This window comes from Microvirga ossetica, from assembly GCF_002741015.1.
Taxonomy (GTDB): Bacteria; Pseudomonadota; Alphaproteobacteria; order Rhizobiales; family Beijerinckiaceae; genus Microvirga; species Microvirga ossetica.
Window position 1 is genome coordinate 1,004,044 of the sequence record NZ_CP016616.1, and the last position, 26,650, is coordinate 1,030,693.

General features: G+C 64.0%; 27 protein-coding genes. 17 read left to right on the forward strand and 10 right to left on the reverse strand.

The window, feature by feature from the left end; translation table 11 throughout:
- The first annotated feature begins 444 nt into the window (after positions 1 to 444).
- Together BB934_RS04715 and BB934_RS04720 are read left to right on the forward strand one after the other, a co-directional pair.
- Complete coding sequence (locus BB934_RS04715; protein WP_099508596.1) at positions 445 to 1,464, forward strand: hypothetical protein; 1,020 nt, start codon at positions 445 to 447, stop codon at positions 1,462 to 1,464.
- A gap of 67 nt (positions 1,465 to 1,531) precedes the next feature.
- On the forward strand, positions 1,532 to 2,119 hold the full coding sequence (locus tag BB934_RS04720) for a carboxymuconolactone decarboxylase family protein (RefSeq protein ID WP_099508597.1): 588 nt from the start codon (positions 1,532 to 1,534) through the stop codon (positions 2,117 to 2,119).
- A gap of 6 nt (positions 2,120 to 2,125) precedes the next feature.
- On the opposite strand, the gene BB934_RS04725 is transcribed toward BB934_RS04720, so the two are convergent.
- Together BB934_RS04725 and BB934_RS04730 are read right to left on the reverse strand one after the other, a co-directional pair.
- Positions 2,126 to 2,347 (reverse strand): hypothetical protein, encoded by a 222-nt coding sequence (locus BB934_RS04725; RefSeq protein ID WP_099508598.1) that lies wholly within the window; start codon positions 2,345 to 2,347, stop codon positions 2,126 to 2,128.
- 24 nt (positions 2,348 to 2,371) lie between these two features.
- On the reverse strand, positions 2,372 to 3,760 hold the full coding sequence (locus BB934_RS04730; protein ID WP_099508599.1) for a M10 family metallopeptidase: 1,389 nt from the start codon (positions 3,758 to 3,760) through the stop codon (positions 2,372 to 2,374).
- Between the two features lie 293 nt (positions 3,761 to 4,053).
- Between BB934_RS04730 and BB934_RS04735 the strand changes: the two genes are divergently transcribed.
- From BB934_RS04735 to BB934_RS04745, 3 genes are read left to right on the forward strand one after another with little or no spacing between them, the layout of a single operon-like run.
- Positions 4,054 to 4,653 carry a TetR/AcrR family transcriptional regulator gene (locus BB934_RS04735; protein ID WP_099508600.1) on the forward strand — a complete coding sequence of 200 codons (600 nt, stop codon included), beginning with the start codon at positions 4,054 to 4,056 and terminating at the stop codon, positions 4,651 to 4,653.
- A gap of 43 nt (positions 4,654 to 4,696) precedes the next feature.
- Positions 4,697 to 5,932, forward strand: coding sequence for a multidrug effflux MFS transporter (locus BB934_RS04740; protein WP_237050184.1), 1,236 nt, complete (start codon positions 4,697 to 4,699; stop codon positions 5,930 to 5,932).
- A gap of 3 nt (positions 5,933 to 5,935) precedes the next feature.
- Entirely contained in the window at positions 5,936 to 6,982 is a 1,047-nt protein-coding gene (locus tag BB934_RS04745) for an aldo/keto reductase (protein WP_099508602.1), read from the forward strand.
- Positions 6,983 to 7,014: 32 nt separating this feature from the next.
- On the opposite strand, the gene BB934_RS04750 is transcribed toward BB934_RS04745, so the two are convergent.
- Together BB934_RS04750 and BB934_RS04755 are read right to left on the reverse strand one after the other, a co-directional pair.
- A complete protein-coding gene (locus tag BB934_RS04750) occupies positions 7,015 to 7,362 on the reverse strand; it encodes a DUF1491 family protein (RefSeq protein WP_099508603.1) in 348 nt (115 codons plus the stop codon).
- Positions 7,362 to 8,198, reverse strand: a complete 837-nt coding sequence (locus BB934_RS04755) for a peptidoglycan-binding domain-containing protein (protein ID WP_099508604.1) — start codon at positions 8,196 to 8,198, stop codon at positions 7,362 to 7,364. Before BB934_RS04755 ends, BB934_RS04750 begins: the two co-directional genes overlap by 1 nt.
- A 199-nt stretch (positions 8,199 to 8,397) precedes the next feature.
- Here BB934_RS04755 and BB934_RS04760 point away from each other — a divergent pair, with 199 nt between their 5' ends.
- A complete protein-coding gene (locus BB934_RS04760) occupies positions 8,398 to 8,880 on the forward strand; it encodes a hypothetical protein (RefSeq protein WP_157934037.1) in 483 nt (160 codons plus the stop codon).
- 41 nt (positions 8,881 to 8,921) lie between these two features.
- Positions 8,922 to 9,377 (forward strand): SufE family protein, encoded by a 456-nt coding sequence (locus BB934_RS04765; protein ID WP_237050185.1) that lies wholly within the window; start codon positions 8,922 to 8,924, stop codon positions 9,375 to 9,377.
- Here BB934_RS04765 and BB934_RS04770 read toward each other — a convergent pair.
- Positions 9,374 to 10,342 (reverse strand): DUF6456 domain-containing protein, encoded by a 969-nt coding sequence (locus tag BB934_RS04770; protein WP_237050186.1) that lies wholly within the window; start codon positions 10,340 to 10,342, stop codon positions 9,374 to 9,376. The two genes, BB934_RS04765 and BB934_RS04770, sit on opposite strands and share 4 nt — an antisense overlap.
- 189 nt (positions 10,343 to 10,531) lie before the next feature.
- Positions 10,532 to 10,966 (reverse strand): rhodanese-like domain-containing protein, encoded by a 435-nt coding sequence (locus tag BB934_RS04775; protein ID WP_099512628.1) that lies wholly within the window; start codon positions 10,964 to 10,966, stop codon positions 10,532 to 10,534.
- A gap of 88 nt (positions 10,967 to 11,054) precedes the next feature.
- Here BB934_RS04775 and ftrA point away from each other — a divergent pair, with 88 nt between their 5' ends.
- Positions 11,055 to 12,038, forward strand: coding sequence for a transcriptional regulator FtrA (gene ftrA, locus BB934_RS04780; RefSeq protein WP_099508607.1), 984 nt, complete (start codon positions 11,055 to 11,057; stop codon positions 12,036 to 12,038).
- Between the two features lie 152 nt (positions 12,039 to 12,190).
- On the opposite strand, the gene BB934_RS04785 is transcribed toward ftrA, so the two are convergent.
- Positions 12,191 to 12,625, reverse strand: coding sequence for a Ros/MucR family transcriptional regulator (locus BB934_RS04785; RefSeq protein ID WP_173909422.1), 435 nt, complete (start codon positions 12,623 to 12,625; stop codon positions 12,191 to 12,193).
- Positions 12,626 to 13,073: 448 nt separating this feature from the next.
- On the opposite strand from BB934_RS04785, the gene BB934_RS04790 reads away from it, so the two are divergent.
- The 3 genes from BB934_RS04790 (at position 13,074) to BB934_RS04800 (ending at position 18,225) form a co-directional block, all read left to right on the forward strand.
- Positions 13,074 to 15,185, forward strand: a complete 2,112-nt coding sequence (locus tag BB934_RS04790) for a S9 family peptidase (protein WP_099508608.1) — start codon at positions 13,074 to 13,076, stop codon at positions 15,183 to 15,185.
- Positions 15,186 to 15,256: 71 nt separating this feature from the next.
- A complete protein-coding gene (locus BB934_RS04795; protein WP_157934038.1) occupies positions 15,257 to 17,662 on the forward strand; it encodes a PAS domain-containing protein in 2,406 nt (801 codons plus the stop codon).
- Positions 17,663 to 17,670: 8 nt separating this feature from the next.
- Positions 17,671 to 18,225 (forward strand): isochorismatase family protein, encoded by a 555-nt coding sequence (locus BB934_RS04800; protein ID WP_099508610.1) that lies wholly within the window; start codon positions 17,671 to 17,673, stop codon positions 18,223 to 18,225.
- On the opposite strand, the gene BB934_RS04805 is transcribed toward BB934_RS04800, so the two are convergent.
- Positions 18,218 to 19,168: a hypothetical protein gene (locus BB934_RS04805; RefSeq protein ID WP_099508611.1), complete on the reverse strand. Its 951-nt coding sequence runs from the start codon at positions 19,166 to 19,168 to the stop codon at positions 18,218 to 18,220. The genes BB934_RS04800 and BB934_RS04805 overlap by 8 nt on opposite strands.
- A gap of 273 nt (positions 19,169 to 19,441) precedes the next feature.
- Between BB934_RS04805 and BB934_RS04810 the strand changes: the two genes are divergently transcribed.
- Together BB934_RS04810 and BB934_RS04815 are read left to right on the forward strand one after the other, a co-directional pair.
- The gene (locus tag BB934_RS04810; protein WP_099508612.1) at positions 19,442 to 20,041 is read left to right on the forward strand and encodes a superoxide dismutase; all 600 of its coding nucleotides are present in this window, start codon (positions 19,442 to 19,444) and stop codon (positions 20,039 to 20,041) included.
- 72 nt (positions 20,042 to 20,113) lie between these two features.
- Positions 20,114 to 20,593, forward strand: a complete 480-nt coding sequence (locus BB934_RS04815; protein WP_099508613.1) for a DUF2938 domain-containing protein — start codon at positions 20,114 to 20,116, stop codon at positions 20,591 to 20,593.
- A gap of 95 nt (positions 20,594 to 20,688) precedes the next feature.
- On the opposite strand, the gene BB934_RS04820 is transcribed toward BB934_RS04815, so the two are convergent.
- Positions 20,689 to 21,954, reverse strand: coding sequence for an adenylate/guanylate cyclase domain-containing protein (locus tag BB934_RS04820; RefSeq protein WP_099508614.1), 1,266 nt, complete (start codon positions 21,952 to 21,954; stop codon positions 20,689 to 20,691).
- A 149-nt stretch (positions 21,955 to 22,103) separates the two neighbouring features.
- On the reverse strand, positions 22,104 to 22,949 hold the full coding sequence (locus BB934_RS04825) for a ChbG/HpnK family deacetylase (RefSeq protein WP_099508615.1): 846 nt from the start codon (positions 22,947 to 22,949) through the stop codon (positions 22,104 to 22,106).
- Between the two features lie 96 nt (positions 22,950 to 23,045).
- Between BB934_RS04825 and BB934_RS04830 the strand changes: the two genes are divergently transcribed.
- The 4 genes from BB934_RS04830 (at position 23,046) to BB934_RS04845 (ending at position 26,593) form a co-directional block, all read left to right on the forward strand.
- On the forward strand, positions 23,046 to 24,032 hold the full coding sequence (locus BB934_RS04830; RefSeq protein ID WP_099508616.1) for a glycosyltransferase family 2 protein: 987 nt from the start codon (positions 23,046 to 23,048) through the stop codon (positions 24,030 to 24,032).
- A gap of 3 nt (positions 24,033 to 24,035) precedes the next feature.
- Entirely contained in the window at positions 24,036 to 25,562 is a 1,527-nt protein-coding gene (gene murJ, locus BB934_RS04835; RefSeq protein ID WP_099508617.1) for a murein biosynthesis integral membrane protein MurJ, read from the forward strand.
- Between the two features lie 96 nt (positions 25,563 to 25,658).
- Positions 25,659 to 26,081, forward strand: coding sequence for a DUF5602 domain-containing protein (locus BB934_RS04840; RefSeq protein ID WP_173909423.1), 423 nt, complete (start codon positions 25,659 to 25,661; stop codon positions 26,079 to 26,081).
- Entirely contained in the window at positions 26,078 to 26,593 is a 516-nt protein-coding gene (locus BB934_RS04845; RefSeq protein ID WP_237050187.1) for a plastocyanin/azurin family copper-binding protein, read from the forward strand. The genes BB934_RS04840 and BB934_RS04845 overlap by 4 nt, the downstream gene beginning before the upstream one ends.
- Positions 26,594 to 26,650: the final 57 nt, after the last annotated feature.

Genomic DNA, 26,650 nt, shown 5'->3' on the forward strand with positions numbered 1-26,650 from the left:
GACGTCCGGGACCGTTCGAGGCCATAGGGCGGGAAGGGCCGGGATTGGGCGAAGGCCTCTCATACCGCACGCCGGTGAAGAGAAGAATCTCACCTCTTGGCTCGCCGGCGGACGGGAGCGGGCGCTGCGGCCGCTCCGCGCTGTCCGGAAAGGCGATCACCACAGCCGGTGATCTGGTCCATAAGTCTTGCATCGTGCCCTCCTCTGTCGTGCCGCCGCTCGCCTCGATGACTGACTCACAAAAAGAGAGGTATGGTTAACAGTTCGTTTCCGTCGGGCGGCGCGCTGCAGAAAAAGCCCTGGTCTGACATGAAAACAACAATCGCTGCCACGCTTATGTTCCGCGCCGGGACGCATCAAAAAGCGGTTCGGTTCGAACTCGTTAAAGAGACTCTAACGAACAGCGCTTAGCGTCCGGTGAGTTGCGTTGAAGCGAGTTTTCGTATGGCGTCCTCCGCGAATCCCGATCCCTGGTCGGACCTGTCGAATCTCGCATCCTCGGACAGCGGCAATGCCGATGCACGCGCCGCTCTCCTGAAAGTGAATGCACAGATGTTCGTCGCCGCTCCCGCGCGCGACCGCGAGAGCATCGAGACCTTCGAGGCTCTCGTCCTTGGCTTCCTGCCGAGGACCGATGTCGGCACGCGTCGCGAGCTCGCGCGGATTCTCGCGCCCTGCCCGGACACGCCGGCCTCCATTCTCGACTACATCGCCCGGCATTCGCACGACGCGCGCGATGCGACGCGCCAGCACGCGAAGCAGCCTTCGCCCGCACCGGGACGCCGGCTGCTCGCGACCTCCGCGGGGCGGCTGCATCTCGCATCGCAGTCGGATCTCGATCCGGACATCCTGCAGGATCTGCTGGTGCTGGGAGAGGATGCAGCCGAGGATGCACTTGCCGCCAATCCGGCCTTTCCTTCGACCCATCCCGCCTTCGGAAAGCTGCTGCGCAGGGCGCATCATCGCCCTGGCCTCGGCCGCATCCTTCTCGACCGCACTGACCTCGCCGTCACGGACGAAGCCGCGCTCTATCTGATGGCAAATGCCGAGCGCCGTCGCTCGATCCGCGAGCGCCTCGGCACCCTTCTCGCTCATCGGCGCGTCAACCTGTCATTCACGCTGAGCGAACCGGATATCGGCGGGCTCGTGGCGGCAGGTCTCACGGGCGATCCCGGCCAACTGGAAAGCCGGCTGACCGCGCTTTTCGGCTTTCCCGCTGCGACCGAATGGCGGGTGCTCGAGATCGGGCGTCATCGACTTCTCGCGCTCGCCCTGACCGCTCTGGGCATGACTCGGAAGGACGCAATCAGGATCTTCCTCACCCTCCACCCCGCCCTCTCCTATCCGCTCTCGGCGATTAGGGGGCTTCTGCGGGAAATGCGCGACGTGCCTCCTCCCGTGGCCCTCGTCCTCGTCGAGTCCATTCTCGGCGCGAAAACGCTCTCGGGCGAAGCGCTCGCCTGAGCGCGGCCTGCAGGAGACAGGGCTTTCTGCTACACTTCCCGATCGGATCGATGTGAGGGAGGATCGGATGTTCCTGCAGACGATCGAGGAAGACGAGGCCACGGGCAGGGTCGCGGAGATCTACGAGAAGCAGAAGGCGCAACTCGGCTTCGTCATGGAAGCCGCGAAATGCTTCACCGCCCGTCCCGACCTGCTGCCGATCTACACCGACTTCTCCGACAGGATCCGCGCCGGGTTTTCGCTGGGCTTGCGTGAATGGCGCCTGATCACGCTCATTGCCGCCAAGCAGATCCCCTCCACCTATTGCTCCCATGTCTACGGCAAGCAGCTCATCGACGATCTCGGATCGAAGGAGGCCGTGCTCGCCGTCCAGAGCGATTTCCGCAAGGCCGGTTTGCCGGACAAGGATGTCGCGATGCTCTCCTATGCCGAGAAGGTCGCGCAGGATGCCTCCGGCATTTCCCAGACCGATATCGATGCCTTACGCGCCGCTGGCTTCTCCGACCGGCAGATCTGCGACATCGCCCTCTGCGCTGCCTTCCGCTGCTTCGTCAGCCGCTTCTTCGACGCGGTCGGCGCCGGCACCGAACCCGCCTTCATCGATAGCGATGAAAGCTTCCGCTCGGCCATGACCGTCGGCCGCGCCCTTTCGTGACACGCATCATCTCTGCGGTCGCGGAACGGGCGTCGAGTGACGTGGACTCTGCTCCTCGACCAGCCGGAACCGCACGGGCGGCGACGTCCAGTCGAAGGGGAGTTGGAGCGGAACGGTGCAGGGCGTCTGAAGGATTCGCCCCTCACCGTTCCTGACCTCGAACACATATCCCGGCCGCTCCATCCGGACGCAATCGGGCCAGCGTTCGAAATCGATCCACTCGCTCATCGAACCTCCATCACAGCAACTGCTTCAGAGATAGAAATCCCCTGTCGCAAGCGACGATACCGCGATCTTGATGCGGAAATCGGCGGTCCTGTCTCCGTTCACATCGCCCGACAGAACGCCGCTGACGAAGTTCAGCTCCCCCGCGTGACCCGCGAAGGACTTAGAGCCGATAAAGGAGAAGGCCTGATTTCCACTCGATTTGGTGCTGGCATCGATACTGCGCAGATCGATCCGGTCCGTGCCGCGCAGGAAGTCCTGAATCGTGTCGCGCGATGACGAAAGCGAATCCTTCGTGGAGTTGTAATCGAAGATATCCGCCCCTGCTCCTCCGTAAAACGTGTCCGCTCCCAGGCCGCCGTCGAGGATGTCGTTTCCCGCGAGTCCGTAGAGCTTGTCCGATCCCGCCCCACCCTTGAGCAGGTTGATCCCGTCGTTGCCGGTCATCGTATTGTTGCCGGAACCGCCGATTGCGTTCTCGATGAGCGCGCGTGTATCACCCTGATGAAGCAGCGCATTGGCGATGTTGCCGACCGCGGTCTGCGAGCCGTCCGATTTCAGCCGCGCGAGCTGGCCCGCCGATGTCGTGGTCCATTCGCCGGGGCGCAGATCGATCTTGAGACCGCCCGCATAGTTCGAGAAGTCATAGGTGTCCGTGCCGCCGCCGTCCCAGACCGTCAGGAAGATCTTGTTGTCGCCGGGCCGACCCTGCCCGGCGCCGTTGACGAACATCTCGCCGGTCGTCGGGCTCCAGCTATAGCTCGTGTTGCCGCTGTTCGTCGCGTAGTTCGCGCCGTACATCTGCTGCACGGCTGCGATGTCGTACATCATCAGCGACTGGTCATAGCCCCAGGCCTCGTTGGTGAAGCCGGAAGTCTCGGAGCCACCCTTGTAAGAGCGATAGCTCATGATCGAGTATTCCAGCGAGTCCCGGTCGATCGGCATGACGTTGCCTTGATGCGGGTGGTCGAGACCGAGCGCGTGGCCGGTCTCATGCAGGAAGACCTGGTAGGCATATCCCCCCTTCACCGGATCGACAAAATAGCCGATGGAGCGGTTGAACCAGACGTCGCCTCCCTCCCCTCTGGTGCTCGGTTCATAGGCCCAGGCGGAGGGGGTTCTGTCGGATTGGCCGTAACGCAGATCTGCGTGCTGGCTCATCGTCTCGTCGAGCTGGGTAAAGGTGAGATTCGCGACCGTGGAATAGATCCGCAGGGCCTCGCGGGCCATCGTCTGCTGCACGCCACTGAGGGTGCCGAAATTCGTGACATTTTCCGCATTGGCGTAGTTCGTTCCGTAATAGGACCCGTTCGCCGGAAAGCTGTAGCTTATATTATTACTCGCCCATTTGAAATTACCGAGCACTCCATCGATATAGGCATTTCCTGTCATGCTGTAGGAAGTAATTGCCGACATGAACCACCCTGCTTGGAAAATATTCTGAAGAATTAATGACCCGCATTGCTGCGGAACCGAAGAGGTTCGACTGCGGGATCTGAACTTGCAACTACTCCAAAGAGGTAGAACGTCAGTCTAGGCCTCTCGGAGCCCTGCACCGGAGGTGGCGCCACAGCGAAAATCTTCATCTCCAGCGACGGCATGCCTCAGGTGCGAAAGCGCACATCAGATAAATGTTGATCGACATTTATTTTGCTCTTAAATGTTTATTGACATATATCCGACCGCAGCAAGTATCCCAGGAGGTTCAGATGCGCGTCAGCCGGGAACAGGCTCAGCGAAACCGCGAGCATGTGGTCGAGGTCTCCAGCCGCCTCTTCCGCGAGCGCGGCTTCGATGGCATCGGCGTCGACGACCTGATGAAGGAGGCCGGCCTGACCCGTGGCGGCTTCTACGGTCAGTTCAAGTCGAAGGAGGACTTGAAAGTCGAGGCGAGCCGGCGCGCCTTTTCCATGAATAAGGACAAGATCTCGAAAGTCGTCGCCGATGCGGCGGAGGAAAAGCTGGCCGCACTGGCAAACTTTTATCTGTCCGAGTCCCATATCGGCCGGCGGGGCGACGGATGCACGCTGGCGGCCTTGAGCGGCGACGCCCCCCGCTACAGCGCCGAGCTGCAGGCGGCCTTCAAGGACGGCATCGAAGACTACCTCGCCCTCATCGGCAGCGCGATGCCCGACACCTCGACCGAGGAGCAGCGCGGCAAATCCATCGCAGCCCTGGCGACGATGGTGGGCGCGCTCGTTCTCGCACGCGCTGTCGGGAACGACGACCTCTCACGCGAAATCCTCTCGGCCGCACGCGACGATGTCGCGGCCCGATCTCAAGAGGCCGGCGCAGGCAGGACCTCGTAACCCGCGCCACCGTCAGCGCCTTCGGACATTCAGGAGAAAGCTCTTGTCCATCATCGAAAACATACCGAACGGCCGGATCGTCCAGACCGCCGAGCGCAGGCTCTCGGCCGGCCTTCTGCTTCTGCTGGCAGGGCTCGCCGCCATCGGCGCGCTCTCCACCAACATCATCCTTCCCTCCTTTCCCTCGATCGCTTCGGCCCTTGGCGTACCGACGCGCGATCTCGGCCTGACGCTGAGCAGCTTCTTCGTCGCATTCGCCATCGGGCAGCTCTTCGTCGGTCCCCTGTCGGATCGCTATGGCCGGCGACATTTCGTGCTCGGCGGCCTGGCGGTCTTCGTCATCGGCAGCGCCGTCTGCGGTGCGGCGGAAAGCTTCCCGATGCTGATCGCAGGGCGCATCATCCAGGCGCTCGGCGTCTGCGCGGCTTCCGTTCTCTCCCGCGCCATCGCGCGCGATCTCTTCGATGGTGAAGAACTCGCGAAGGCGCTTTCGCTGACCATGGTGGCGATGGCCGCAGCGCCCGGTTTCTCGCCGCTTCTCGGCAGTGCGCTCGATACGCAATTCGGCTGGCGCTCGGCCTTCGTCGTCGTCGCGGCACTCGGTACGATCCTTGCGGCCTATTACGCACTCGGCGCCGGAGAAACCCATCCTGCGGACCGCCGTTCGGCCACGTCCCTGCGCGCCGTCATGGGCGCTTATCGCGGGCTTCTCGTCGACCCGCGCTTCATCCGGCCGGCGCTTGCCGTCAGCCTGGTTATCGGCGGGCTCTATGCGTTCTTTGCGGCAGCGCCAGCGATCCTGATCGTGAATCTCGGACTGTCCTCGCTGCAGCTCGGCCTGTTCTTCGCGACAACGGTGTTCGTTGTCTTCGCTAGCGGCTTGCTCGCGCCGCGCCTCGCGCACAAATGGGGAGCACGCTCCATCGCCATCCTCGGCATCGTCCTGGCCCTGCTCGGCGGCGTGCTCCTGCTGGCCATGAGCAATGCCACGACCTTCCCCGCCTTTGCGGTCGCGCTCGCAATCTTCCTTCTCGGCATGGGCCTCGTGAACCCGCTCGGTACCGCCATCACGCTGCATCCATTCGGACGGCAGGCGGGCCTGGCCTCAGCGCTTCTCGGCTTCCTGCAGATGGCCTGCGCGGCGCTCGGGACCGCGCTCACGACGGCTCTCCCATTGCCGCCGGTTCTGTCCTTGAGCCTCATCCTCACCGGCGGCTCGATCCTGGCTCTCGTCGTCTTCCTTCGGCACCGCGCCGACACCCATCATGGAAAGGCATAAGTCATGCGCTACAAGCTTTTCGGCACACATACCGGTCTTCGCGTCTCGGAACTCGTTCTCGGCACCGGCAATTTCGGCACGCGCTGGGGCCACGGCACCGAGCCCGACGAAGCCCGCCGCATCTTCGAGACTTATGCCGAGGCCGGCGGCAATTTCATCGACACGGCCGACAGCTATCAGTTCGGCCAGTCCGAGGAGATTCTCGGCGAGCTGCTTCAGGGCCGGCGCGACGATTTCGTCGTCGCAACGAAGTTCACGCAGCGCGCCAATCCGAAGGACGGCATTCTCGTCACCGGCAACAGCCGCAAGGCGATGACGGCCTCGGTAGAGGCAAGCCTCAAGCGCCTGAAGACCGATCACATCGATCTCTACTGGGTGCATTACTCCGACGGCGTCACGCCGGTCGAGGAGATCGTGCGCGGCTTCGACGATCTCGCGCGCGCCGGCAAGATTCTCTATGCGGGCCTGTCCGATTTCCCCGCCTGGCGTGTGGCACGCGCGGCCACCATCGCCGAGCTGCGCGGTGCGGTTCCCATCGCCGGCCTGCAGGTCGAGCACAGCCTCGTCGAACGCACCACCGAGCAGGAGCTCATCCCCGCCGGCCAAGCGCTCGGCCTCGGCATCGTCGCCTGGTCGCCGCTGGGCGGCGGCATGCTCACCGGCAAATACCGGCAGGGCGAAGCCGGCCGCGCGCAAGGCCTCGGCGGCAAGGTGTTCCAGGCCGAGAACTCGGCCCAGCGCAGCGCCGTGCTCGATGCGGTGCTCGCGATCGCCGAAGAGCTCGGCGTGACGCCGGGCGAGGTCGCCATCGCCTGGGTCGCATCGAAGGGCTCGCTGCCGATCATCGGACCGCGCACCGGCGCACAGCTCGCAAGCAACCTCGCCGCAGCGAAACTCAAACTCTCCACCGATCACATCGCACGGCTCGACGCGGTCAGCGCCCTGCCGCCGGTCTTCCCCTATTCGATGATCGACGATGAAGGGACTCGGCAGCGCAGCGCCGGCGGCAAGTTCGATCTGCTCGACCGGCCCGCCCGGCCTGTCGCGTAACGCGTAATCAGGCTGATCTCATTTCGGTGGGATCAGCCTTGATCCTCGCGTGCGAGCTCGAGGAAGTGCCGCCCTGCCCTGTCGTCTACCTCGACGAGCCAGAGATCGGGATCGAAGCGCGATTCGCGCGCCATACGCTCTTCCACGTCGAGGGGCATGACGCCGTCGAGAATCGGCGAGAACAGGCGCTCGCCGCTATCGTCGAGAAAAAGCTGCGGCGCAGGACCGTAGAGGCTCGCGGTGCCGTCGAGACGATCGAGCTTCACGAAGATCGCACCGGCCTCCGCAGCGCCGCGCTTGCGCAGAGCGGCTTCCACGCCCTCGATCGAGCAGCGGCGCAGATAGGCGGACACCCAGAAGTCGGAGCGCAGGCGCGACACTACTGGACCGCGATTCCGGATGCGGCGGAGAGTTCACGGATCGTGCGCGCGTTGAGCTCTCCCGTCACGGGCAGGCGCCGGTCCTGCTCGAAGCGCTCAATGGCCTGCCGTGTGCCGGCCCCCATCATCCCGTCGACCTTCACGCCGTAGCCCAGGCGCGCGAGCGCGCGCTGGCCGGCGAGCACGGCATCGCCGGGATCGCGGCCCACATTGGCGGGCGGCACAGGTACGGGACCGCCCATGCGGATCATGTCGGCAATCGGATCGCGGGCGGCGGTGCGAGCAACGGGAGGGACCGCGGGCGCAGCGGCCGCCTGCGGGGCTCGCGCGGGAGGGGCAGCGGCAACCGGCTGGCCGCCACTGCGGATCATCTCGCCGATCGGGTTGCGGGCGGGCGGCTTAGGGGTGGCGTATCCGGCCGGTACGGTCTCGGCATGAGCGGCGGCTTCGACCGAAGCAGCCGATCCTGCAAGATCGTCGTGCGGCTGCGCGCCGGGGCGCAGGGGCGGCAGCGGCTGCGCGGTCTCGACATCTCGTCCCGGTGCCGGCTCCGGCGCGAAGACGATCTCCCGGGCGTTGAACAGCGGCGCCGGATGGCGGCTCATCTGCAGCGCGAGGGCGTTCCAGGCAATCGCACCGCCGCATCCGGTCAGGAACAGGGCAGCCAGGATCTGGCGCGGATGACCGGCGATGAACGACACCAGCCGCTCTCCGGCGCCGGGCTTGCGCGGCGGCTTGGCGGCACGTCGCTGCGTCGGCCGCGCCGGAGCCTTCCGCCGCACCACGGACGGCAGGTCGAAATCGTCATCGGGCTGGTCGACAAGAGCGTCACGCAAGGGGGTCGTTTCCGTCTTCGAAGAATGATCTCGTTGTGGGCCGCCAAGCCTGCAAGACAAGGCGGCACGATCACGGTTTCCTGTCATTTTCCAGGCAAAGCGTGACAGAGCGGGTTTAAGCGAAGCCTAATTGCCGCGCCCCGCGCACAGGAACGAGGCGGATCGCGGGAAGAACGGGCCGCCCGGACGCAGCATGCGCATGAAATTATGCTTATTTTACAAAGCCTTGCCGGAGACCTCCGGCAGCAAGGATTTGTTCATCCTGTTTCCAGATTCCTCCGCTTCATCCTACGCCGTACGGTCCGTCTACGTTATGGTGCTGCACCGTCGTCCCGTCCAAGCACTCCGCTTCAGGCCCATGTTCTCGATCCTGCGTTTCATCCTCATCGTCGGCGCGATCTTCTATTACTCGCCGGTCCGCCAGCAGGGCGACGGTGCAGCAGCCATCGAGGCGTTCTTCCTGCCCAAGAAGAGCGAGCAGGCCTCATCCCGCCCTGCCCCCGCGACCGGCGAGCCGGGACATCTGGAAACGGTCTGGAAGGCTCTCCCCGACAGCGCCAAGCAGGCGGTGGTCGACAAGATCCTCACGAGCTCCGGGCTTCCCGTCGCCAATGCCGCCAAGCCCTCCGACACCTTGCGGCCGGAGGACCGGGACCCTGCCGCGCCCAAGCCGCGCACGTAAATTCCGCTCCTGCGGTCGCCAAAAGGCCAGGCGATGGCTATATGATCGACAGGTCATATAGGTTTTCCATGCTGCCGAAGATCGACGAAATCGTTTCCAATTTCGACCTGCTCGACGAGTGGGAGGAGCGCTATCGCTACCTCATCGAGCTCGGCCGGCTCATGGAGCCGCTGCCGGACGCGGCCTATAACGACGTCAACAAGGTCCAGGGCTGCGCCAGCCAGGTCTGGCTCCAGACCGGCCTCGATTCCGCGAACGGCGAGCCCGTTCTGCATCTTCGCGGCGACAGCGATGCCCATATCGTGCGCGGCCTCGTGGCCCTCCTGATCTCCCTCTACAGCGGCAAGACCGCAGCGGAGGCGCTGTCCACGGATGCCCTCGGCCTATTCAAGGAACTCGGCCTGTCCGAACATCTGACGCCGCAGCGCTCCAACGGCGTCAGATCCATGGTCGAGCGCATCCGCCGCGATGCGCAGATAGCGCGGGCGTCCTCCTAACTCCTCCCGCCTTCGATCACCACCGCCTGCCAGGCGCGGATGCCGCGCGCGGCGGCTGGACCGCGGGCAGCGGGCTCGATGCCGTAATGCTCAGCGAGCCGCGCCAGGGCGAGGCGCACGACGACCTTGGCAGAGCGCGGCGGCCATTGCCTCTCCCGCTCGATCTGCTCCAGCCCTTTCAGGAAGCCGCAGAGATCGAGGAGCAGGTCGCTGAAATCGCCGCCGATGGCATCGAAGGCGTGGCGCAGCCGCTGGCGGGCTGCGACCATGCGGTCGGTGGCCTCGCCCGGCGATGCGGGGCCGCCGCCGCTCGGCATCCCGTCCCAGCGTGCGGTGACGCCCGGCAGCAGGCCGGCCAGCATGATGTCCGTTCTCAGACGCTCCCCGGCCTGATAGGACGCCTCGTCGATCATCGGCTCGCCCTTACGGTCCTTGCGGCGGCGAAGCCAGTCGAGCGGGCTCTCCTCCGCGTCGACGCGCACCCGCGTGGGTCCGGCATCGGTCTCGATCGTGGCCATCTCCGTTGCCCGATGCTGGTGGAAGAACGACATCGCGGCCTCGGGTACGAGCCCCCGGCGCAGGTGGGCCTCACCCGCATCGGTCAGCTGCAGATCCCTCCGGCCGGATGCGGCAGCGCTCCAGCATGCGAGATCCCCGCGCACGAGCGCCTCCGCGGCGGCGAAGGCGAAGCGTCCCGCGCCCACGGAGATCCCCGACCGGCGCCTGTGGATAAGCACGCTTTCAGGATCTGTGGGATCGACGAAGGCCGAGGTTTCCGCCTGCCCTAGCGTCGCGAGCAGCCGGCCGGCATCCCTCGTGAGGGAATCGCCGACAGGTTGTCCCGCGCCTCTCCCTTTCGCACGACTTCCCCGTTTTGCGCGTCGCTTGGAAGACCCTCCTTTCGCGGACGAAATCGGTGCTGCGGCAATACTTTCACGGCCCGCGTCGCCGTCCTTAATGTTCATGTTTTGTTCCTATAAATAAAACAAGAAAGAGGTACCCCTTTCCACCTTCGATAGTGGGGCCATATTCCTAGTTGTCAACGCGGATTCAAATCTGTTGATAAGAGCGAGGATAAGTCGGAGCGGTGCCGCCCGCTCCGCACAAAGGCCGCAATGGTCCCTCGCCTTTTAGAGCGAGGAACCATCGTCGATTCACGCAGCGGATGCGACCTTCAGCGAACCCGGTTCGGAGCCGGTGACGAAGGGAAAGCTCTCGTCCGCCCATCCGGTCGTGCCACCAAGCATCAATTTGACCGGACGTCCGAGCTCGGCGAGCTTCAGCGCCCCGCGGTCGGCGCCGTTGCAATGCGGGCCAGCGCAATAGACCACGAACAGCCTGTCGTCAGGCCACCCGGCTAGACGGTCTGCCGTCATCTCCCGATGCGGAATGTTGAGCGCGCCCGGCACGTGGCTTTTCGCGTAGGCCTTGGGGTCGCGCGCATCGATGAGCACGAAGTCGACCGGACCGCCGGAGAGAGCCTCATGCACGTCGGCGCAATCGGTCTCAAATGAGAGGCGGGCCGCGAAATGCGCCGCGGCGGCGTCGGAGGGAGCGGCCGCAATGGCGGCGACGGAACTGGCTGGCATGGAAAACTCCTTGTGCAAAAGACGTCGCCAGATTTCCGAAAAGGCGGCATGGTGAAAAGTGGCGCTCCTGCCAACGTTCGTAAACATCATGCCAAACCGTCTCGTCGTCGCCCTCGCCTACGACCGTCTGAGCACATTCGAATTCGGCATCGCGGTCGAGATCTTCGGCCTGCCTCGTCCCGAGATGGGACCCGACTGGTACCGCTTTGCCGTCTGCGCCATCGAGCCGGGCCCCCTGCGCGCCATCGGCGGCTTCCAGATCGTCGCTGATGGCGGCCTCGAACTGCTGGATCAGGCGGACACGATCGTGATCCCGGGCTGGCGCGGGGCCGGCAGCGAACCGGTTCCAACGGCGCTCATCGAGGCCCTGAGGAAGGCCCATGCCCGCGGCGCACGGCTGATGTCCATCTGCTCCGGCGTCTTTGCGCTTGCCGCAACGGGGCTCCTGTCGGGCCGTCGCGCGACGACGCATTGGCACCATGTCGAGAAGCTGGCGGGCGCCTACCCCGACATCAGGGTCGAGCCGGACGTGCTCTATGTGGACGAGGGCCGCGTGCTGACCTCGGCGGGCAGCGCTGCGGGAATCGATCTCTGCCTGCATGTGGTGCGCGCCGATTTCGGGCCCGAGATCGCAAACAGGCTCGCCCGCCGTCTCGTCGTGCCGCCGCATCGCGAGGGCGGGCAGGCGCAGTTCATCGAGCGGCCCGTGCCGCCTGCTCGCGAAGCCGTGAGATTCGCTCCCCTCTTCGACCGGATGCGCGAGCGGCTCGCACACGACCAGCCCATCGCCGAACTCGCCGCCGAGGCAGGCATGAGCGTGCGCACGTTCCTGCGCCGGTTCAAGGCTGCGACGGGGCTGCCGCCGGGCGAATGGCTTCTCGCGGAGCGCCTGATCCGCGCCCGCGAATTGCTGGAAACCACGCGCCATTCTATCGAGAGCATTGCCGGTGCCACCGGCTTCGGCTCCGCGGCGACCCTGCGCCACCATTTCCGGGCGCGGCTCGGCACGAGCCCCACAGCCTATCGCACCCGGTTTTCCCAGGAAGAGAGACGCGCCCCGAGCCCGAGCTAGAGCATTGTTCGGCGACGCGGATCCGCTTCGCGGCCAGAAAATGCGGCAACTCGAAAGCGAGCCGATTCGACGTCAGCGGAAACGACTCTGGGCCCGAAAAAACAAAAAACCGCCCCCGTGGGGCGGCTGATTCTTGGTCACGCTGACGACGCTTAGCTGCTGCTGCGCGAGGAGCGGCGCTTCCGGCGCTGCTGGCCGAGGCCCATTTCCTTGGCGAGCTCGGAGCGGGCCTTCGCGTAGTTGGGAGCCACCATCGGGTAATCGACAGGCAGGCCCCACTTCTCGCGATACTGCTCGGGCGTCATGTTGTACTGCGTGCGCAGATGGCGCTTCAGCGACTTGAACTTCTTGCCATCCTCGAGGCACACGATGTAATCCGGCGTCACGGACTTCTTCACGGGAATCGCCGGCTTGGGCGCCTCCACGGGGATCTCCACAGTGCCGCCCCCGACACGCAGAAGAGCCGAATGCACATCGCTGATCAGGGTCGCAAGGTCGCCCGTAGGAACAGAATTATTGCTGACATAGGCAGAAACGATGTCGGCAGCCAGCTCGATGTAGTTCGACGCAGCGATATTGTCGCTCATTTTGATTTTCTTCCTTTCCGGTTCTTTAGAATGGCTCAAAAATGCATTTCAACCTAGGTTTGAGCATTCTTGTCTGAAGCAATGCTTGCCTCTTCCTTGAACCGCACCGTACTTGCACAGAAATCGTGCTCGTTTGTCCAAGTATGTCAAATCGTGCCCCATTGCAAGATGTGCAAAAGGAAAACTTTGGAAAACTTCGCATCAACTTCCACTGTGCAATAAACCTGCATTTAAAAGTTAATGGCTCAGGGGACAGGTTAAGGCTTTCATCACCTGATCTTCATCATAGAGAGACCTAAAGAAGTAACTAGAAAGGCACTTACTCTGGACCTCGCCCCGGATCTCGCCCTGACCTCGGGCGATCGATCCGCCCGGGTGAACCGGCGATGGGAAATCAGAGTTAACTGTGCATAATCGCCCCTCCCCGACGATCCAACCGGACCCTTTCATGAATCTTGAGCGACCGCCGTTTCATCTGCTGCCTGCTGCCCCCACGACTCCCGCCAAACCCCATGTCTTCGATATTCATGGCGTCAGGATCCAGGATGATTACGCATGGCTGAAGGCGGAGAACTGGAGGGAGGTTCTCAAGGATCCGACGGTTCTCGATTCCGAGATCCGCACCTGCCTTGAGGAGGAGAATGCCTATGCGAAAGCAGCCTTCTCCGGAACGGAAGAGTTTCAGGCCCGCCTCGTCGCGGAGATGCGCGGGCGCATCAAGGAAGACGATTCCACCGTTCCCGAGCCCGACGGGCCCTTCGCCTATTTTACCCGCTACCGTGAGGGCGGCCAGCACCCGCTTGTTTGCCGGCAGCCTCGGGACGGCGGACCTGAGACCATCATGCTCGACGGCGACAAAGAGGCCGAAGGCCAACCCTTCTTCGATCTCGGCGGAGCGGATCATTCCCCCGACCATCGCCTGATAGCCTGGGGCGCCGATATCAAAGGCTCGGAATACTTCACGATCCGCGTTCGAAACCTCGAGAACGGCACCGACCTGCCGGACGAGGTCCGGCAGACATCCGGCGGCGCGGTGTGGCTCAACGATTCCTCCGGCTTCTATTATGTCGAGCTCGACGAGAATCACCGTCCCGTTCGGGTCAAGCGCCATCTCCTCGGCTCGAGCACCGACCGGGACCAAGTGATCTACGAGGAGCAGGATCCCGGCTTCTTCGTGAAGCTCGGCGTCACGCAATCCGACGCCTTCGTGCTCATCGAAGCGAGCGACCACGAAACATCCGAAATCTGGCTGCTCGACCGCGCCGACGCATCCGCGTCGCCACGGCTTGTCGAGCCGCGCACACCGCAGCTCAAATACGATGTCGAGCATCACGGCGACAGCCTGATCATCCTGACCAACGCCGACGGCTCCGAGGATTTCAAGATCGTCACCGCGCCTGTGGCAACGCCGGGGCGCACTCACTGGAAAGATCTTGTGCCCTACAGGCCCGGCACGATGATCCTGTCGATGGTTGCGCTTGCCCGCTATCTCGTGCGTCTCGAACGGGAGAACGCCAATCCGCGCGTCGTGCTGCGCGACTTCGCGACGGGCCGCGAAGAAGCGGTCGCATTCAACGAAGAGGCGTATTCCCTCGGCTTCTCGGCAGGCTATGAATTCGACACGGATGTGATCCGCTATCACTATTCGTCGATGACCACGCCGAGCGAGGTGATGGACTACGACCTGCGCACGGGCGAACGCGTTCTGCGCAAGCGACAGGAAGTGCCGAGCGGCCACAATCCGGCCGATTACGTGACCCGCCGCCTTTTCGCCACGGCCCCGGACGGAGAGCAGGTTCCGATCTCCCTCGTCCACCGGCGCGGCATCGCTCTCGACGGCTCAGCGCCCTGCCTGCTCTACGGCTACGGCTCCTATGGCATGTCGATGCCGGCGAGCTTCCGGACGGGGGTCCTGTCCCTCGTCGACCGCGGATTCGTTTATGCGATCGCGCATATCCGCGGCGGCACAGAAAAGGGCTGGCGCTGGTACATGGATGGCAAGCGCGAGAAGAAGCCGAACACGTTCACGGATTTCATCGCCTGCGGCGAGGCCCTGATCGATGCAGGCTACACGTCGCGCGGACGCATCGTCGCCCATGGCGGCAGCGCGGGCGGCATGCTCATGGGCGCGGCGGCCAATCTGGCGCCCGATCTGTTCGCGGGAATCATCGCCGAGGTTCCCTTCGTCGACGTGCTCAACACCATGCTCGACAGCGAGTTGCCGCTCACGCCGCCGGAATGGCCGGAATGGGGCAATCCGGGCGCGGACGAGGCCGCCTTCCGCAGCATCCTGTCCTATTCCCCCTACGACAACGTGAAACCGCAAAGCTATCCGGCCATCCTGTCGCTCGCGGGCCTCACCGATCCGCGCGTCACCTATTGGGAGCCGGCCAAATGGGTCGCACGGCTCAGGGCCACCATGACGGGCGGCGGGCCGATCCTGTTCAAGCTCAACATGGAAGCGGGACACGCCGGCGCGGCGGGCCGCTTTGACCGTCTCGAGGAGGTGGCTCTCGCCTATACCTTCGCCCTGAAGTGCATCGGGGGGTTCCAGAGTTGAGCCGAAACCCTATATCTTTGCAGAGGGCTGTGCCGAAAAGCAAAAGGCCCGCAACCGAGGCGCCCGAGGTCGTGAGCGATCAAGATCGGGATGGGACCAGCGGCGCGCTCGCCCCACCGACGGCAAACAAAAGCGCAGCTTCCGAAGGCGACGCCGCCCGGCGCATCGCGGACCTCGAGCAGCGCCTGCGCGACAAGGAGACCGCGCTTCGCGTTGCCAATGGCAAGCTGACGATGGCGCTCGAGATCGCCAAGCTGAGTGCCTGGGACCGCAATCTCCAGACCGAAGAGATGACGGGCTCCACCTCCTTCAAGCCCAGCCTCGGCCTTGAGCCTGACGCCATCCTGACTCACGAGCAGCTCGAGCAGATGTTCCACCCCGCCGATCTCGAACGGATCCGGCAGGCCATCTCGTTCGGTGTCAAGACGAAGACGCATTTCAACGTCGAGCACCGCTTCATCAAGCCTGACGGACGCATCGTCCGGGTGCAGGTGAAGGGCGGCGCCATCTATGACGAGAACGGCGAGCCTGCGCATCTCTTCGGCGTCTTCCAGGACATCACCGAACGGGAACGCATCAAGGAGGAAATCAACCAGGCGCAGAAGCGCCAGGAATTCCTGCTCAACCTGAACGATCAGCTGCGCAGCCTCGACGATCCCGACGCGATCATGGAGGCGACCGCCCAAAGCCTCGGACGCTTCCTGAAAGTCGATTGCGCAGGCTACGGCGAAGTGGACGAAACGCGCGGCATGATCCTGGTCGAGCGGGAATGGTCCAAGGGCGTCATCGGCAACGAGGGCCGTGCCTACAGGCTTTACGATTTCCTTCCGACCATGATGGCCGAGCTGAAGCAGGGACGCCCGATCTTCGTCGAGGACATCAGGAACGACCCGCGTGCGGAAAATCCCGCCGTGCAGGCGGCCTACAGCACCATCAATGCGCGCTCCGCCCTTGCCGTCCCGCTGCACAAGGACCAGAAACTCACGGCCATCCTTTACATGCACTCGGCCGATCCGCGCGCCTGGTCCGTGGACGACCTGTCGCTGGCCGAGGATGTCGCCGAGCGCACGTGGACGGCAGTGGAGAAGGCCCGTGCCGAGATGGGTTTGCGCGAGACCGATGCGCGCTTCCGCCTGATTGCAGAATCCCTCCCGGCTCTTGTGTGGATTCTCAATCCGCGAACGGAACTCATCTATGCGAACGAGCGCTGGGTCACCTATTCGGGCCCTTCGCGCGAGGACGCCCTGGGTCATAGCTGGATGAGCGCCATCCATCCCGACGACATGGTCAGGATGAACGAAGAGCTGGTGCCGGTCGTCGCGCAGCACACGGCCTATGAGACCGAGGCGCGCTATCGATCGCACGAGGGCGTCTATCGCTGGCACCTGATCCAGGGCGCGCCGATCCATTCGTCGACCGGCGAGTTCAAGGGCTGGGTCGGTACCAGCGTCGACATCCACGATCTGAAGAAAACCGAGGAAGCCCTGCGCAAGAGCGAGGAGCAGCTGCGCCTCGCCTTGCAGGCCGCGAAGATGGGCGATTGGAGCTGGGATTCGATCACGAACCTGATCAGCCAGTCCGATCGCGCATGCGAGATCATCGGTACCCCCCTCGGATCACGCATCACGCCGGAAGAGCTCCGTCGGAGGACCCATCCGGCCGATCTGCCGCGTACGATCAAGGCCAAAGAAGAGGCCATGAAGGCCTGGCAGCCCTACAGTATCCAGTATCGTATGAGGCGCTTCAACGACGACGCCGAAGTCTGGATCGCCAGCCAGGGACAGACCACTCTGGCTGAGGACGGAACTCTCGTAACCAGCGGCATCGTACAGGACATCACCGAAAGCAAACAGGCCGAGGAACGTCAACACCTCTTGATCCGCGAGCTGCATCACCGCGTCAAGAACACGCTCGCCACGGTGCAGGCCATCGTGGGCTCGACGGCGCGCACCGCCTCCAGCATCGACGAGTTCTACCAGGGCTTCGTGGGCCGTATCGTTTCGCTTGCACGCACGCACAACCTGCTGACCGAAGATCTCTGGCAGAAGGCGGCACTGGAAGTGCTCGTCCAGACCGAGCTCGGCCCCTATGAGGACGAGGCGCGAAACCGCATCTCCATCGACGGCCCGCATGTGGAGCTGCCCTCGGAAGCGGCGGTGCCCATCGGCATGGCGATCCACGAGCTGACGACGAATGCGGCGAAGCACGGCGCTCTCTCGACCTTCGGCGGGCAGGTGGATGTCCGATGGAAGATCGTGCAGCAGGAGCGGCCGATGCTGCACTTCACCTGGGTCGAGCGGGGCGGGCCGCGCGTGAGCACACCCACCCGTCAGGGCTTCGGCTCGCGTCTGCTGCAGCGTGTGCTCGCCACGCAGCTGCAGGCCGACGTGTCGATGGAGTTTTTGGAGGAAGGCTTTCGCTTCTCCATGACGCTGCCGATCCCGAACGTACCGCCGCTCTTCAACCCGAACCCGTAGAGACAGCCATGCTTCTCGACGCGAAACACTCTCACCTTGTCGTGGTCGACCTGCAGGAGCGGCTCATGCCGGCGATCCACGACGGCGAGAGCGTCTTGCGGAACGCAAGGATCCTGCTCGCCGCGGCCGCGCGGCTCGGCGTTCCCGTGACGGTGACGGAGCAATATCCGAAAGGGCTCGGCAACACCGTTCAGCCGGTGCAGGAGGCGCTTCCGCCTGAGGCCGTGATTCTCGCAAAGACCGCCTTTTCCGCAGCCCGCGACGCGCGCATCGCGGAGCGTGTGACAACGCTGAGGAGCGCCGGCCGCGATCAACTCGTCGTGTGCGGCACGGAGGCCCATATCTGCGTGCTGCAGAGCGCGCTGGAATTCAGGCGCATGGGCATCGAGGTCTTCGTCGCGGCGGATGCGGTGTCGAGCCGCTCACCCCAAAGCGTCGCGGCCGCTTGCGCACGGCTGCTGCATGCGGGCTGTCATTGGGTGACGACGGAAATGGTCGCCTTCGAATGGATGGGCGAGGCGGCCACGGACGATTTCCGCGCGCTGGCGCCTCTGTTCAGATAGAGGACGATGAATCCCCCTCGCCTCCGGCGGCGATGAATTCCTTCAATTCGTCGAGGGATTTGAACCGGAACACGCCGCTCGGCGTCTGCGCCTCGATCGAACCGTCCGAGAACATCACGTATTTGTTGTCGCCGGAATTGTACGTACCGACGACGGTCGCAGGTTCCGATGACTCAGGAACGCTCTCTTCCTCCGGTTCCTCCTCCAGATCGGGCTGGATCGGCGCCGGCTCGAGGTCGGGCTCCGGCCCGCGCTCCGGTTCGATCTCCGCAACGGGCTCCACCCGACGATCGTGCTCGTCGAGGTCCTGCGGCTCGGGCTCGCGCTCATCATCGAGATCGCGGTTGTAGATGTCGGCCCCGTCCATGACGCGGGGCTCCTCATCGGTGTCGCGATCCCGCTCCGCAAGTAGGAAGTCGGGCACCTTCATGTCCGTCTCGTCCTCTTCGCGAAGCGGCGCAGGAGCCGGAGTCGTCCGGGGCGGGAACGGCAGGATCGGCTCGTCGACCCTCGGCTTCTCGGGCCACTCGGCCACCTGAACCTCGTCTTCTTCGCGCTCCCGCCGCTCCTCTTCCATGAAGAGCGGAAGAACGGGCTGCGCTTCGTCCTTGGCTTCGGGTTCGTCGGCGTCGGCGACTGCCGCTGCGGCAATGACGCCGCCGGAGGCCGCCGCCAGCGACGGGCCCGCGACGGATTCCGGCACGGCGACGACAGCCTCGCGTGCGGTTTCCTCCTGAAGCTGCGATAGCAGGGACTGGATGCGCGACAGCTTCGAGACCGCTGCCGCAATCCCGAGCAGGATGGCGCCGCTCGCGGCTGTGACACTGCCGGCGATCACCATCGTCCAGCCGCGCTCGACCAGAACGATATCCCATCCAAACAACGTCGTGAGCAGCCCACCGAGGATCATCGCAACAGCGAGGGCCAGAAGAGCGATGATCATGCCGTCTCCATCATACGCAAACCGAAGATTATCAAGGCAAAGCTATGCTTCTATAGGCAAAAGACAACCGCCTGGGAAGCTTGAGCAGAAAAAAGTCCGCAGCTTGGCCGTTGCTCTTGGGCACATGGCGCTTTAACTAACGCTCAGGCGCATCGTGCGGACCCGAAGGGGCGCGTCGGGCGATGCGCAATCACAAGAGGGGTATCGGATCGACCCTAAAAGTGGTCTCACTTTTGGTCCGATGCTCCGAGTCGCTCAATCAAGGAGACGCCGATGTCCTTCACCCTTCCCGAACTGCCTTACGCCTATGACGCCCTGCAGCCCTACATGTCGAAGGAGACCCTGGAGTTTCACCACGACAAGCACCATGCGGCTTACGTCAACACCGGCAACAACCTGCTGAAAGGCACGGAATTCGAAGGCAAGAGCGTCGAGGAGGTCGTGAAGGGCTCCTTCGGCAAGAACCAGGCCCTCTTCAACAATGCCGGCCAGCATTACAACCACATCCATTTCTGGCTGTGGATGAAGCCGAATGGCGGCGGCGCCCTCCCCGGCAAGCTGGAGAAGAAGATCGTCGAGGATCTCGGCTCGGTCGACAAGATGAAGGAAGACTTCGTCCAGGCCGGTGTCGGCCAGTTCGGCTCGGGCTGGGCCTGGCTTGCGGTCAAGGACGGCAAGATCACGATCATGAAGACGCCGAATGGCGAGAACCCGCTCGTGCACGGCGCCCAGCCGATCCTCGGCTGCGACGTGTGGGAGCATTCCTACTACATCGACTACCGCAACCGCCGTCCCGACTATCTCAAGGCCTTCCTCGACAATCTCGTGAACTGGGAGCATGTCGAGGAGATGTACGAGAACGCGACGAAGTAAGTTGAAGCGTTCCTATTGTCTGGCGGGCCTCTTCGGAGGCCCGTTTCATGTCATTTTCCTAAGGACTGCACCGTGGCCGATTTTCTCTTCCGCTCTATCCTGATCGGCGTCGGCGCAACCGCGATCTTCGACCTGTGGGGCCTGCTGCTCAAGCAGGTCTTCGGGCTCCCCGGCGCCAATTGGGCGCCGGTCGGGCGCTGGTTCTGCCATCTGGCTAGCGGCAAGGTCTTTCACGAGGATATCGCGAAGGCTCCGCCCTTCGCCCATGAGTTGGCGGCCGGCTGGATCGGCCATTACCTCGTCGGCATCCTTTTCGCCGCCATCCTGCTCGCCGTGACGCCATCCGGCTGGGCGGAGCAGCCGACACTGATGCCGCCCCTCGTCGTCGGACTGGTCACCGTCGGCGCCGGCTGGTTCCTGCTTCAGCCGGGAATGGGCGCGGGCGTCGCGGCGTCCAAACGGCCGAATGCGAACCAGATCAGGATGCTCAACATCCTCGGGCACATCGTCTTCGGCCTGGGCCTCTACGCGACCGCGCTCCTCATCCGCTAGAGCATCGGACCCAAAAGTGGATTTTCATTTTTGGGATATACCCGATGCTCCACCCTTTGAAGTGCGCATCGTTGGATGCGGACCCCATTTCGCGTTCAGGCCGTCCCGCTCGCTCTCCAGAACTCCGCATTCGGCATATGGCCATCGGGATCCGCGCTGAATTCGGGCCGGATGCGGTCGAGGAAATACATGTCGACCGCGCCGATATGCTTCACGTCCACCTGCCCGCGCGGCTCGGACTGAAACAGGCGCGCTACGTGATGAAGCGTGCTCGCCGAGACATTCACCCGTCCGGGCTCGCAGGCCTCCTCCAGGCGTTGAGCGACATTCACCGAATTGCCCCAGATGTCATAGGTGAAGCGCCGCTGCCCCACGACGCCGGCAATTACCGAGCCGGAATTGACGCCGATGCGCAGCTCCCAGGACGGAAGCCGGAGTTTTTCGCGCTGCCGGTTGGCATTGCGGATGAAGGCCTGCATCTGCAGGGCCGCGAGGCAGGCATCGATCGCGTGGGTGCGGTTGGTCTCGGGCAAGCCTCCCGCACAGAGATAAGCATCGCCGATCGTCTTGATGGTCTCGAGCCGGTTCATCTTGGCAATGTCGTCGAACCGGCCGAAATTCTGATCGAGCTGGGCGAGAAGCCGGGCGGGATCGAGGGTTTCGGTCAGGAGCGTGAATTCCTTGAAGTCCGAGTAGAGGATCGTGATGGCCTCATGAAATCGCGGCTCGACGTGACCGCTGGCCTTCAGTTCCTCGGCCACCTTCTGAGGCAGAATGTTGCGCAGGAGATCATCGGACTGATCCCTCGCCTGCTCGGCGGAAGTTTTGGCCTGCGCCAGCTCTTCGAGGAGAGCATCACGCTCGATGAGTTGTCGCCGCAGCTCGAGCAGCGCCATGGCCTGCTGTGACAGGCGACGCACGGCCTCGCGCTGGGATGGGCGCAGCTCATGCGGTTCGAACCCGACGACACAGAGCGTGCCCAGGGCATGTCCTTCCCGGTTGATGAGCGGCATGCCGCAATAGAAGCGGATATGCGGCTCCTCCGTCACGATAGGCAGATGCTTATAACGTTCATGAGTGGTCAGGTCCGGCACGTAGATGAGATCGTTCGAGCAGAGAGTAGCGTTGCACACCGTGATCTCGCGCGGACACTCGGTATAATCGGCAGGCACGCCGTATTTCGATTTCATCCACTGACGCCTCTCGTCCATCAGGCTGATCAGTGCGACGGGACAGCCGCAGATCTCGGCCGCAAGCTCCGTCACGACATCGAAGGCGAATTCCGGCGGCGTATCCATGATCCGGTAGAGGGCGAGTGCCGCCAGCCGATCGGTCTCATTGACGGAGGGCGCATCCTGCATGGTCTCGCTCCCTCGGGCCCTTCGGCCCGGCGGACACCGCCCCTGTCGACACGGCCTTGAAGGAATGATCGGACGAAACCGACCCAAGGCTCGGACATAAGTGAAGTATAGCGGAGTTTGACCTCAAGACGAGGCATTCAGGCCCGGCCTCACGCAATTTCAGGGCTCAACCGCAATCCCCGTTGCTCCAGCAATTCCCAAAAAGCATCGGACCTGAGGTAGTTCAGCTCTTCGATCCGGCTGTCCACGACGGGATCGAGTGCACGCAGCTCGTCGTCCACATAGCCCGGGTGGCACATGACGACAGGGTGCGGCCCCAGATGCGAGAACGCCTCCCCGAACACCCTCGCGACCGGGATCGAGAGATCGAGCGGAGCGAAGCCCGAGAAGCCCTTATTTGTGGAGAAGCCCGCAAGATGGGTCTGCCGGGCGAAGCCTTTCGCGAGGGCCTTGACGACCAGGGCCTTGCTGCGCCCGACGGGGCGGCGCAGGACGGAAGCCGCCCTGTCGGCCGGGTCCCGCAGCCAGGTGCGGCCGGCATAGCCCCTCACCGCCAGCGCCTCGATCAAGGCCTTCCTGATGCCCGGTAGAATATGGACATGCTGGTGACCGTCGACGAAGGCGGGTGGCGCGCCGAAAGCCTGCGTGAAGGCATCGAGCTGGCGTGCGATTTCCGCCGCAATCTCGGAGGCCTGCAGCTGCCGCTTCAGCGCCTTGGCCAGCAGGATCTGCAGGGGGGGAAACACTCCATCCGCAGCCAGGTCCGGCATCTCTCCCAGGGGAACCCCGACGGTGAAGTTCAGATGCAGGCCGACCGCGATCCGGTCCTTCAAAGGTTTCAGATCCGGCGCAGCCCGGCGCCAGCCGGGCATGTTGGTCATGGCCCCGGTCGCCGACAGGCGTCCCTTCCAGGCCAGTTCCACGATGCCCCGGCTGACCCCGTCGGCGAGGCCGAAATCGTCGGCACAGAGGATGACGGAGCGGAAGGAACGCATGAATGTCCTTAAAATCGGCTTTGCCGCACCCTAATCCTCTTGAGCAAAGCCGCAAACTCGGCTCTTGATGCGGCCCTGTCAAAAAGGGTTTCTCCAGTGGCGTCGCCCAAGCTCAGCGTCATCATCCCCGTGCACAACGAGAGCGCGAATATTGCGCCCCTGTGCGAACGCCTGCTGCCGATCCTAAATCGCATCACCCCGGCATGGGAGATGGTCTTCGTCGACGATGGCAGCCGGGACGATACCCTGGAGCGGATCCGCGAGATCGGCCGTGACGAGCCGCGGATCGGCGCGGTCTCCTTCAGCCGCAATTTCGGCAAGGAAATCGCCATCGCAGCCGGGCTCGACCATGCCCGGGGCGATGCGGTGATCATCATGGATGCCGACCTGCAGCACCCGCCGGAGATGATCGAGACCTTCGTGGAGCGCTGGCGGGACGGCTATCTCATGGTCTATGGCCAACGCACGGACCGCTCCGACGAGACCCGGGTCAAGCGCGGTTTCGCCCATCTGTTCTACCGGCTATTCGCCCGCTTCGGCGAAATCGCCCTGCCCGAAGGCGCAGGCGATTTCCGCCTCATCGACCGCAAGGGCGTGGAAGCCCTGCGGACTCTCGGCGAGAAGGCGCGCTTCTCGAAGGGGCTCTATGCCTGGATCGGCTTCAAGGCGACGGGAGTGCCCTTCGTGGTGGAGGAGCGCCAGTTCGGCACTTCGAAATGGAGCTTCAGGACGCTCTTCCGCTTCGCCTTCGACGGCATGGCCGCCTTCTCGACGGTGCCGCTGCGGGTCTGGACCTATATCGGCTTCCTGATCTCCTTCCTGGCGATTGCCACTGCCGTTTACTTCATGATCCGGACGCTGCTGTTCGGCACCGACCTGCCCGGCTTCCCGAGCCTGATCGTCTCGATCATGTTCTTCTCCGGCATCCAGCTCATGTCGCTCGGCATCGTCGGGGAATATGTCGGCCGCATCTTCGCCGAGGTGAAACGGCGGCCGCTCTATGTGGTGGCCGAGCGGATCGGCGGTGCGGCGGAAGTCTCGAGCGACATCGTTCCCGAAAACTATCGCACGCGCCGGGCCTGACCGATGTTCCGAAAGATCCTTTCCGTCGGCGGCTGGACCCTCGTCTCGCGCCTTACGGGCTTCATCCGCGACGTGGTGCTGGCGGCCATCATGGGCGTCGGGCCGGTGGCGGATGCCTTCGTGGTCGCCTCGCGCATCCCAAACCATTTCCGCGCGATCTTCAGCGAGGGCGCCTTCAACAGCGCCTTCCTGCCCACCTATGCCGGCGTGCTGGAACGGGAGGGCGCTGCCCCGGCGCGCTCCTTCGCGAGCCGGATCAGCACCCTGATGCTGATCGTTCAGGTCGCGCTTCTCGTCCTCGCGCTTTTCGCCATGCCGGTGGTGGTGATGCTGCTTGCCCCCGGCTTCTCGGAGGATCCGGCAAAGTTCGACCTGGCGGTAACGCTCACCCGCATCACCTTTCCCTATCTCCTCTTCGTCACCCTGGTGACGATCCTCTCGGCCATTCTCAACGCCCACGAACGGTTCGCCGCCGCAGCCGCGGCTCCCGTCCTGCTCAACGTCTCCATCGTGGCGGCCCTGGCGATAGCCTTCCTGTTCCCCAATGCCGGCTATGCGGCGGCCTGGGGCGTCACGGTCGCGGGCGTTCTCGAACTGCTGCTCGTCTGGGTGTCGGCAAAGAGGCTCGGCGTCGCGCCGAGGATCGAGGCGCCGCGCCTCGATCCGGCCATGACGCATTTCTTCAAGATCCTCGGGCCGGCGGTGATCGGCTCGGCGGGCGTCCAGCTTGCGATGTTCGCCGACACGATCATCGCCTCCTTCCTGCCCACCGGCGCGGTGGCCTCGCTGTACTATGCCGACCGGATCTATCAATTGCCCCTCGGCGTCATCGGCATCGCGGCCGGCACCGTCCTGCTGCCGGAGATGAGCCGCAAGATTGCCTCGAGCGACGTGGCGGGCGCGCACGGTGCGCAGAATCGGGCGGTGGGCCTGACGCTGGCGCTCGCCGCGCCCTTCGTCGTCGCCTTCCTGACGATGCCCGATCTCATCATGTCGGCCCTGTTCCAGCGCGGTGCCTTCGATGCCGCCGCCGCACAACGCTCCGGCGCCGTGCTCGCGGCCTATGCCATCGGCCTGCCGGCCGCGGTGCTGATCCGCTCGGCGGTGGCGAGCTTCTATTCCCGCTCGGATACGGTGACGCCGCTCATCGCCTCGCTCTCGGCGGTAGCCGTCAACGTCGGCCTGAAGATCGTCCTGACCGGCCCCTACGGCGTCGTCGGCCTGTCGCTCGCCACCGCCATCGGCATCTGGGTCAATCTCGGCCTTCTCGTGTTCCTCGCCCTGCGGCGGGATTGGATGTTCCTAAGCGGCACGCTCGGCCGCACGGCGGCCGCGGTCGGCGTGGCAAGCCTGTTGCTTGCCGTCTTCGCCTGGTTCGCGCCAACACCGCTCGCGGCATGGACCGCCTCCCTTCCCGCCTGGCACAACGAGATCCTGCTGGCGGTTCTCGGCGCCACCGGGGCGCTGATCTATGGCGGCGCGCTTCTCGCCGGCCTCAAGGTCCTCGGGGTGAGGCTGTCCCGCCGCTGAGCCGTCCGAGGTCCTGAATTCTCCGGGAACCTTTCTGCCGAGTATCCATCCAATCGAATGCACCGGGGATTCCCGGTCTCACGAGAGGATGCTGTCATGATCTTTCGCTTCGCTGCCGCCGCACTTGGAATTGCTGCGCTCGCCATGCCGGCCCTGGCCGCCGATCAGGTCGAGAAGGCTCCGCCGTCAGGAGCCTACAAGAAGGTGAGCGAACTGGTGAAGCTGCCCGATTTCCTTCCCGGGCTCGGACAGCTTTACGTCGACCCCAAGACCCTGCCCGCAGGCCCGTTCCTCGCCTACGACCGCGAGGGCCGGCTGGTCAGCACGGTCTACATGCTGCCCGTCGAGGATCTCACCAACAAGGACAAGCGCTTCGAGGATCTGGCCGCTCCCGGCGGCAAGGTCGACCACGTCGATGTCTATTTCAACGCCGGGCATCCCGGCGTCGAGAAGCCTCATGCGCATGTCGTGTTATGGCATGTGCCGAAGGCCGACGAGACGCGGGTAGCCGCGAAGTGACGCCGTCGCGACGGCATGTCCTGCAGATCGGCGGGGGTATCCTCGCCGGTCTGGCATGGCCTCGCCTGTCCCTCGCCGGGTCGCCTGCCGAGATCCGGATGCAGGGCAAGGCGGACGGCTCGCATGTGTGGTTCGATCCCATCGGCCTGCACGTCCAGCCCGGCGAGACGATCCGCTGGATCAACCTGGATCCGGGGAACTCGCATACGGCCACGGCCTATCATCCGAAGAATTTCGATCGCCCGCTGCGCATTCCTGAAGATGCCGCGCCCTGGAACTCGGATTATCTCCTGCCGAACGAGGCGTTTTCGGTCACCTTGAGGGTGGAAGGCGTGTACGATTTCTTCTGCATCCCGCACGAACATGCGGGCATGGTCGGACGGATCGTCGTCGGGAATCCCGGCAGTCACTCACCGAAGGAATCCGCGGGCCAGGCGCTTCCGGACATCGCCTTGCAGGCATTCCCATCGATTGACGAGATCATGCAGCAGAGTGTGGTTCGCCGAACATGAACGCGATCCATATAACTCGGGAACCTTCGAGGCGTCTTTCCATCTAATGGCATGATA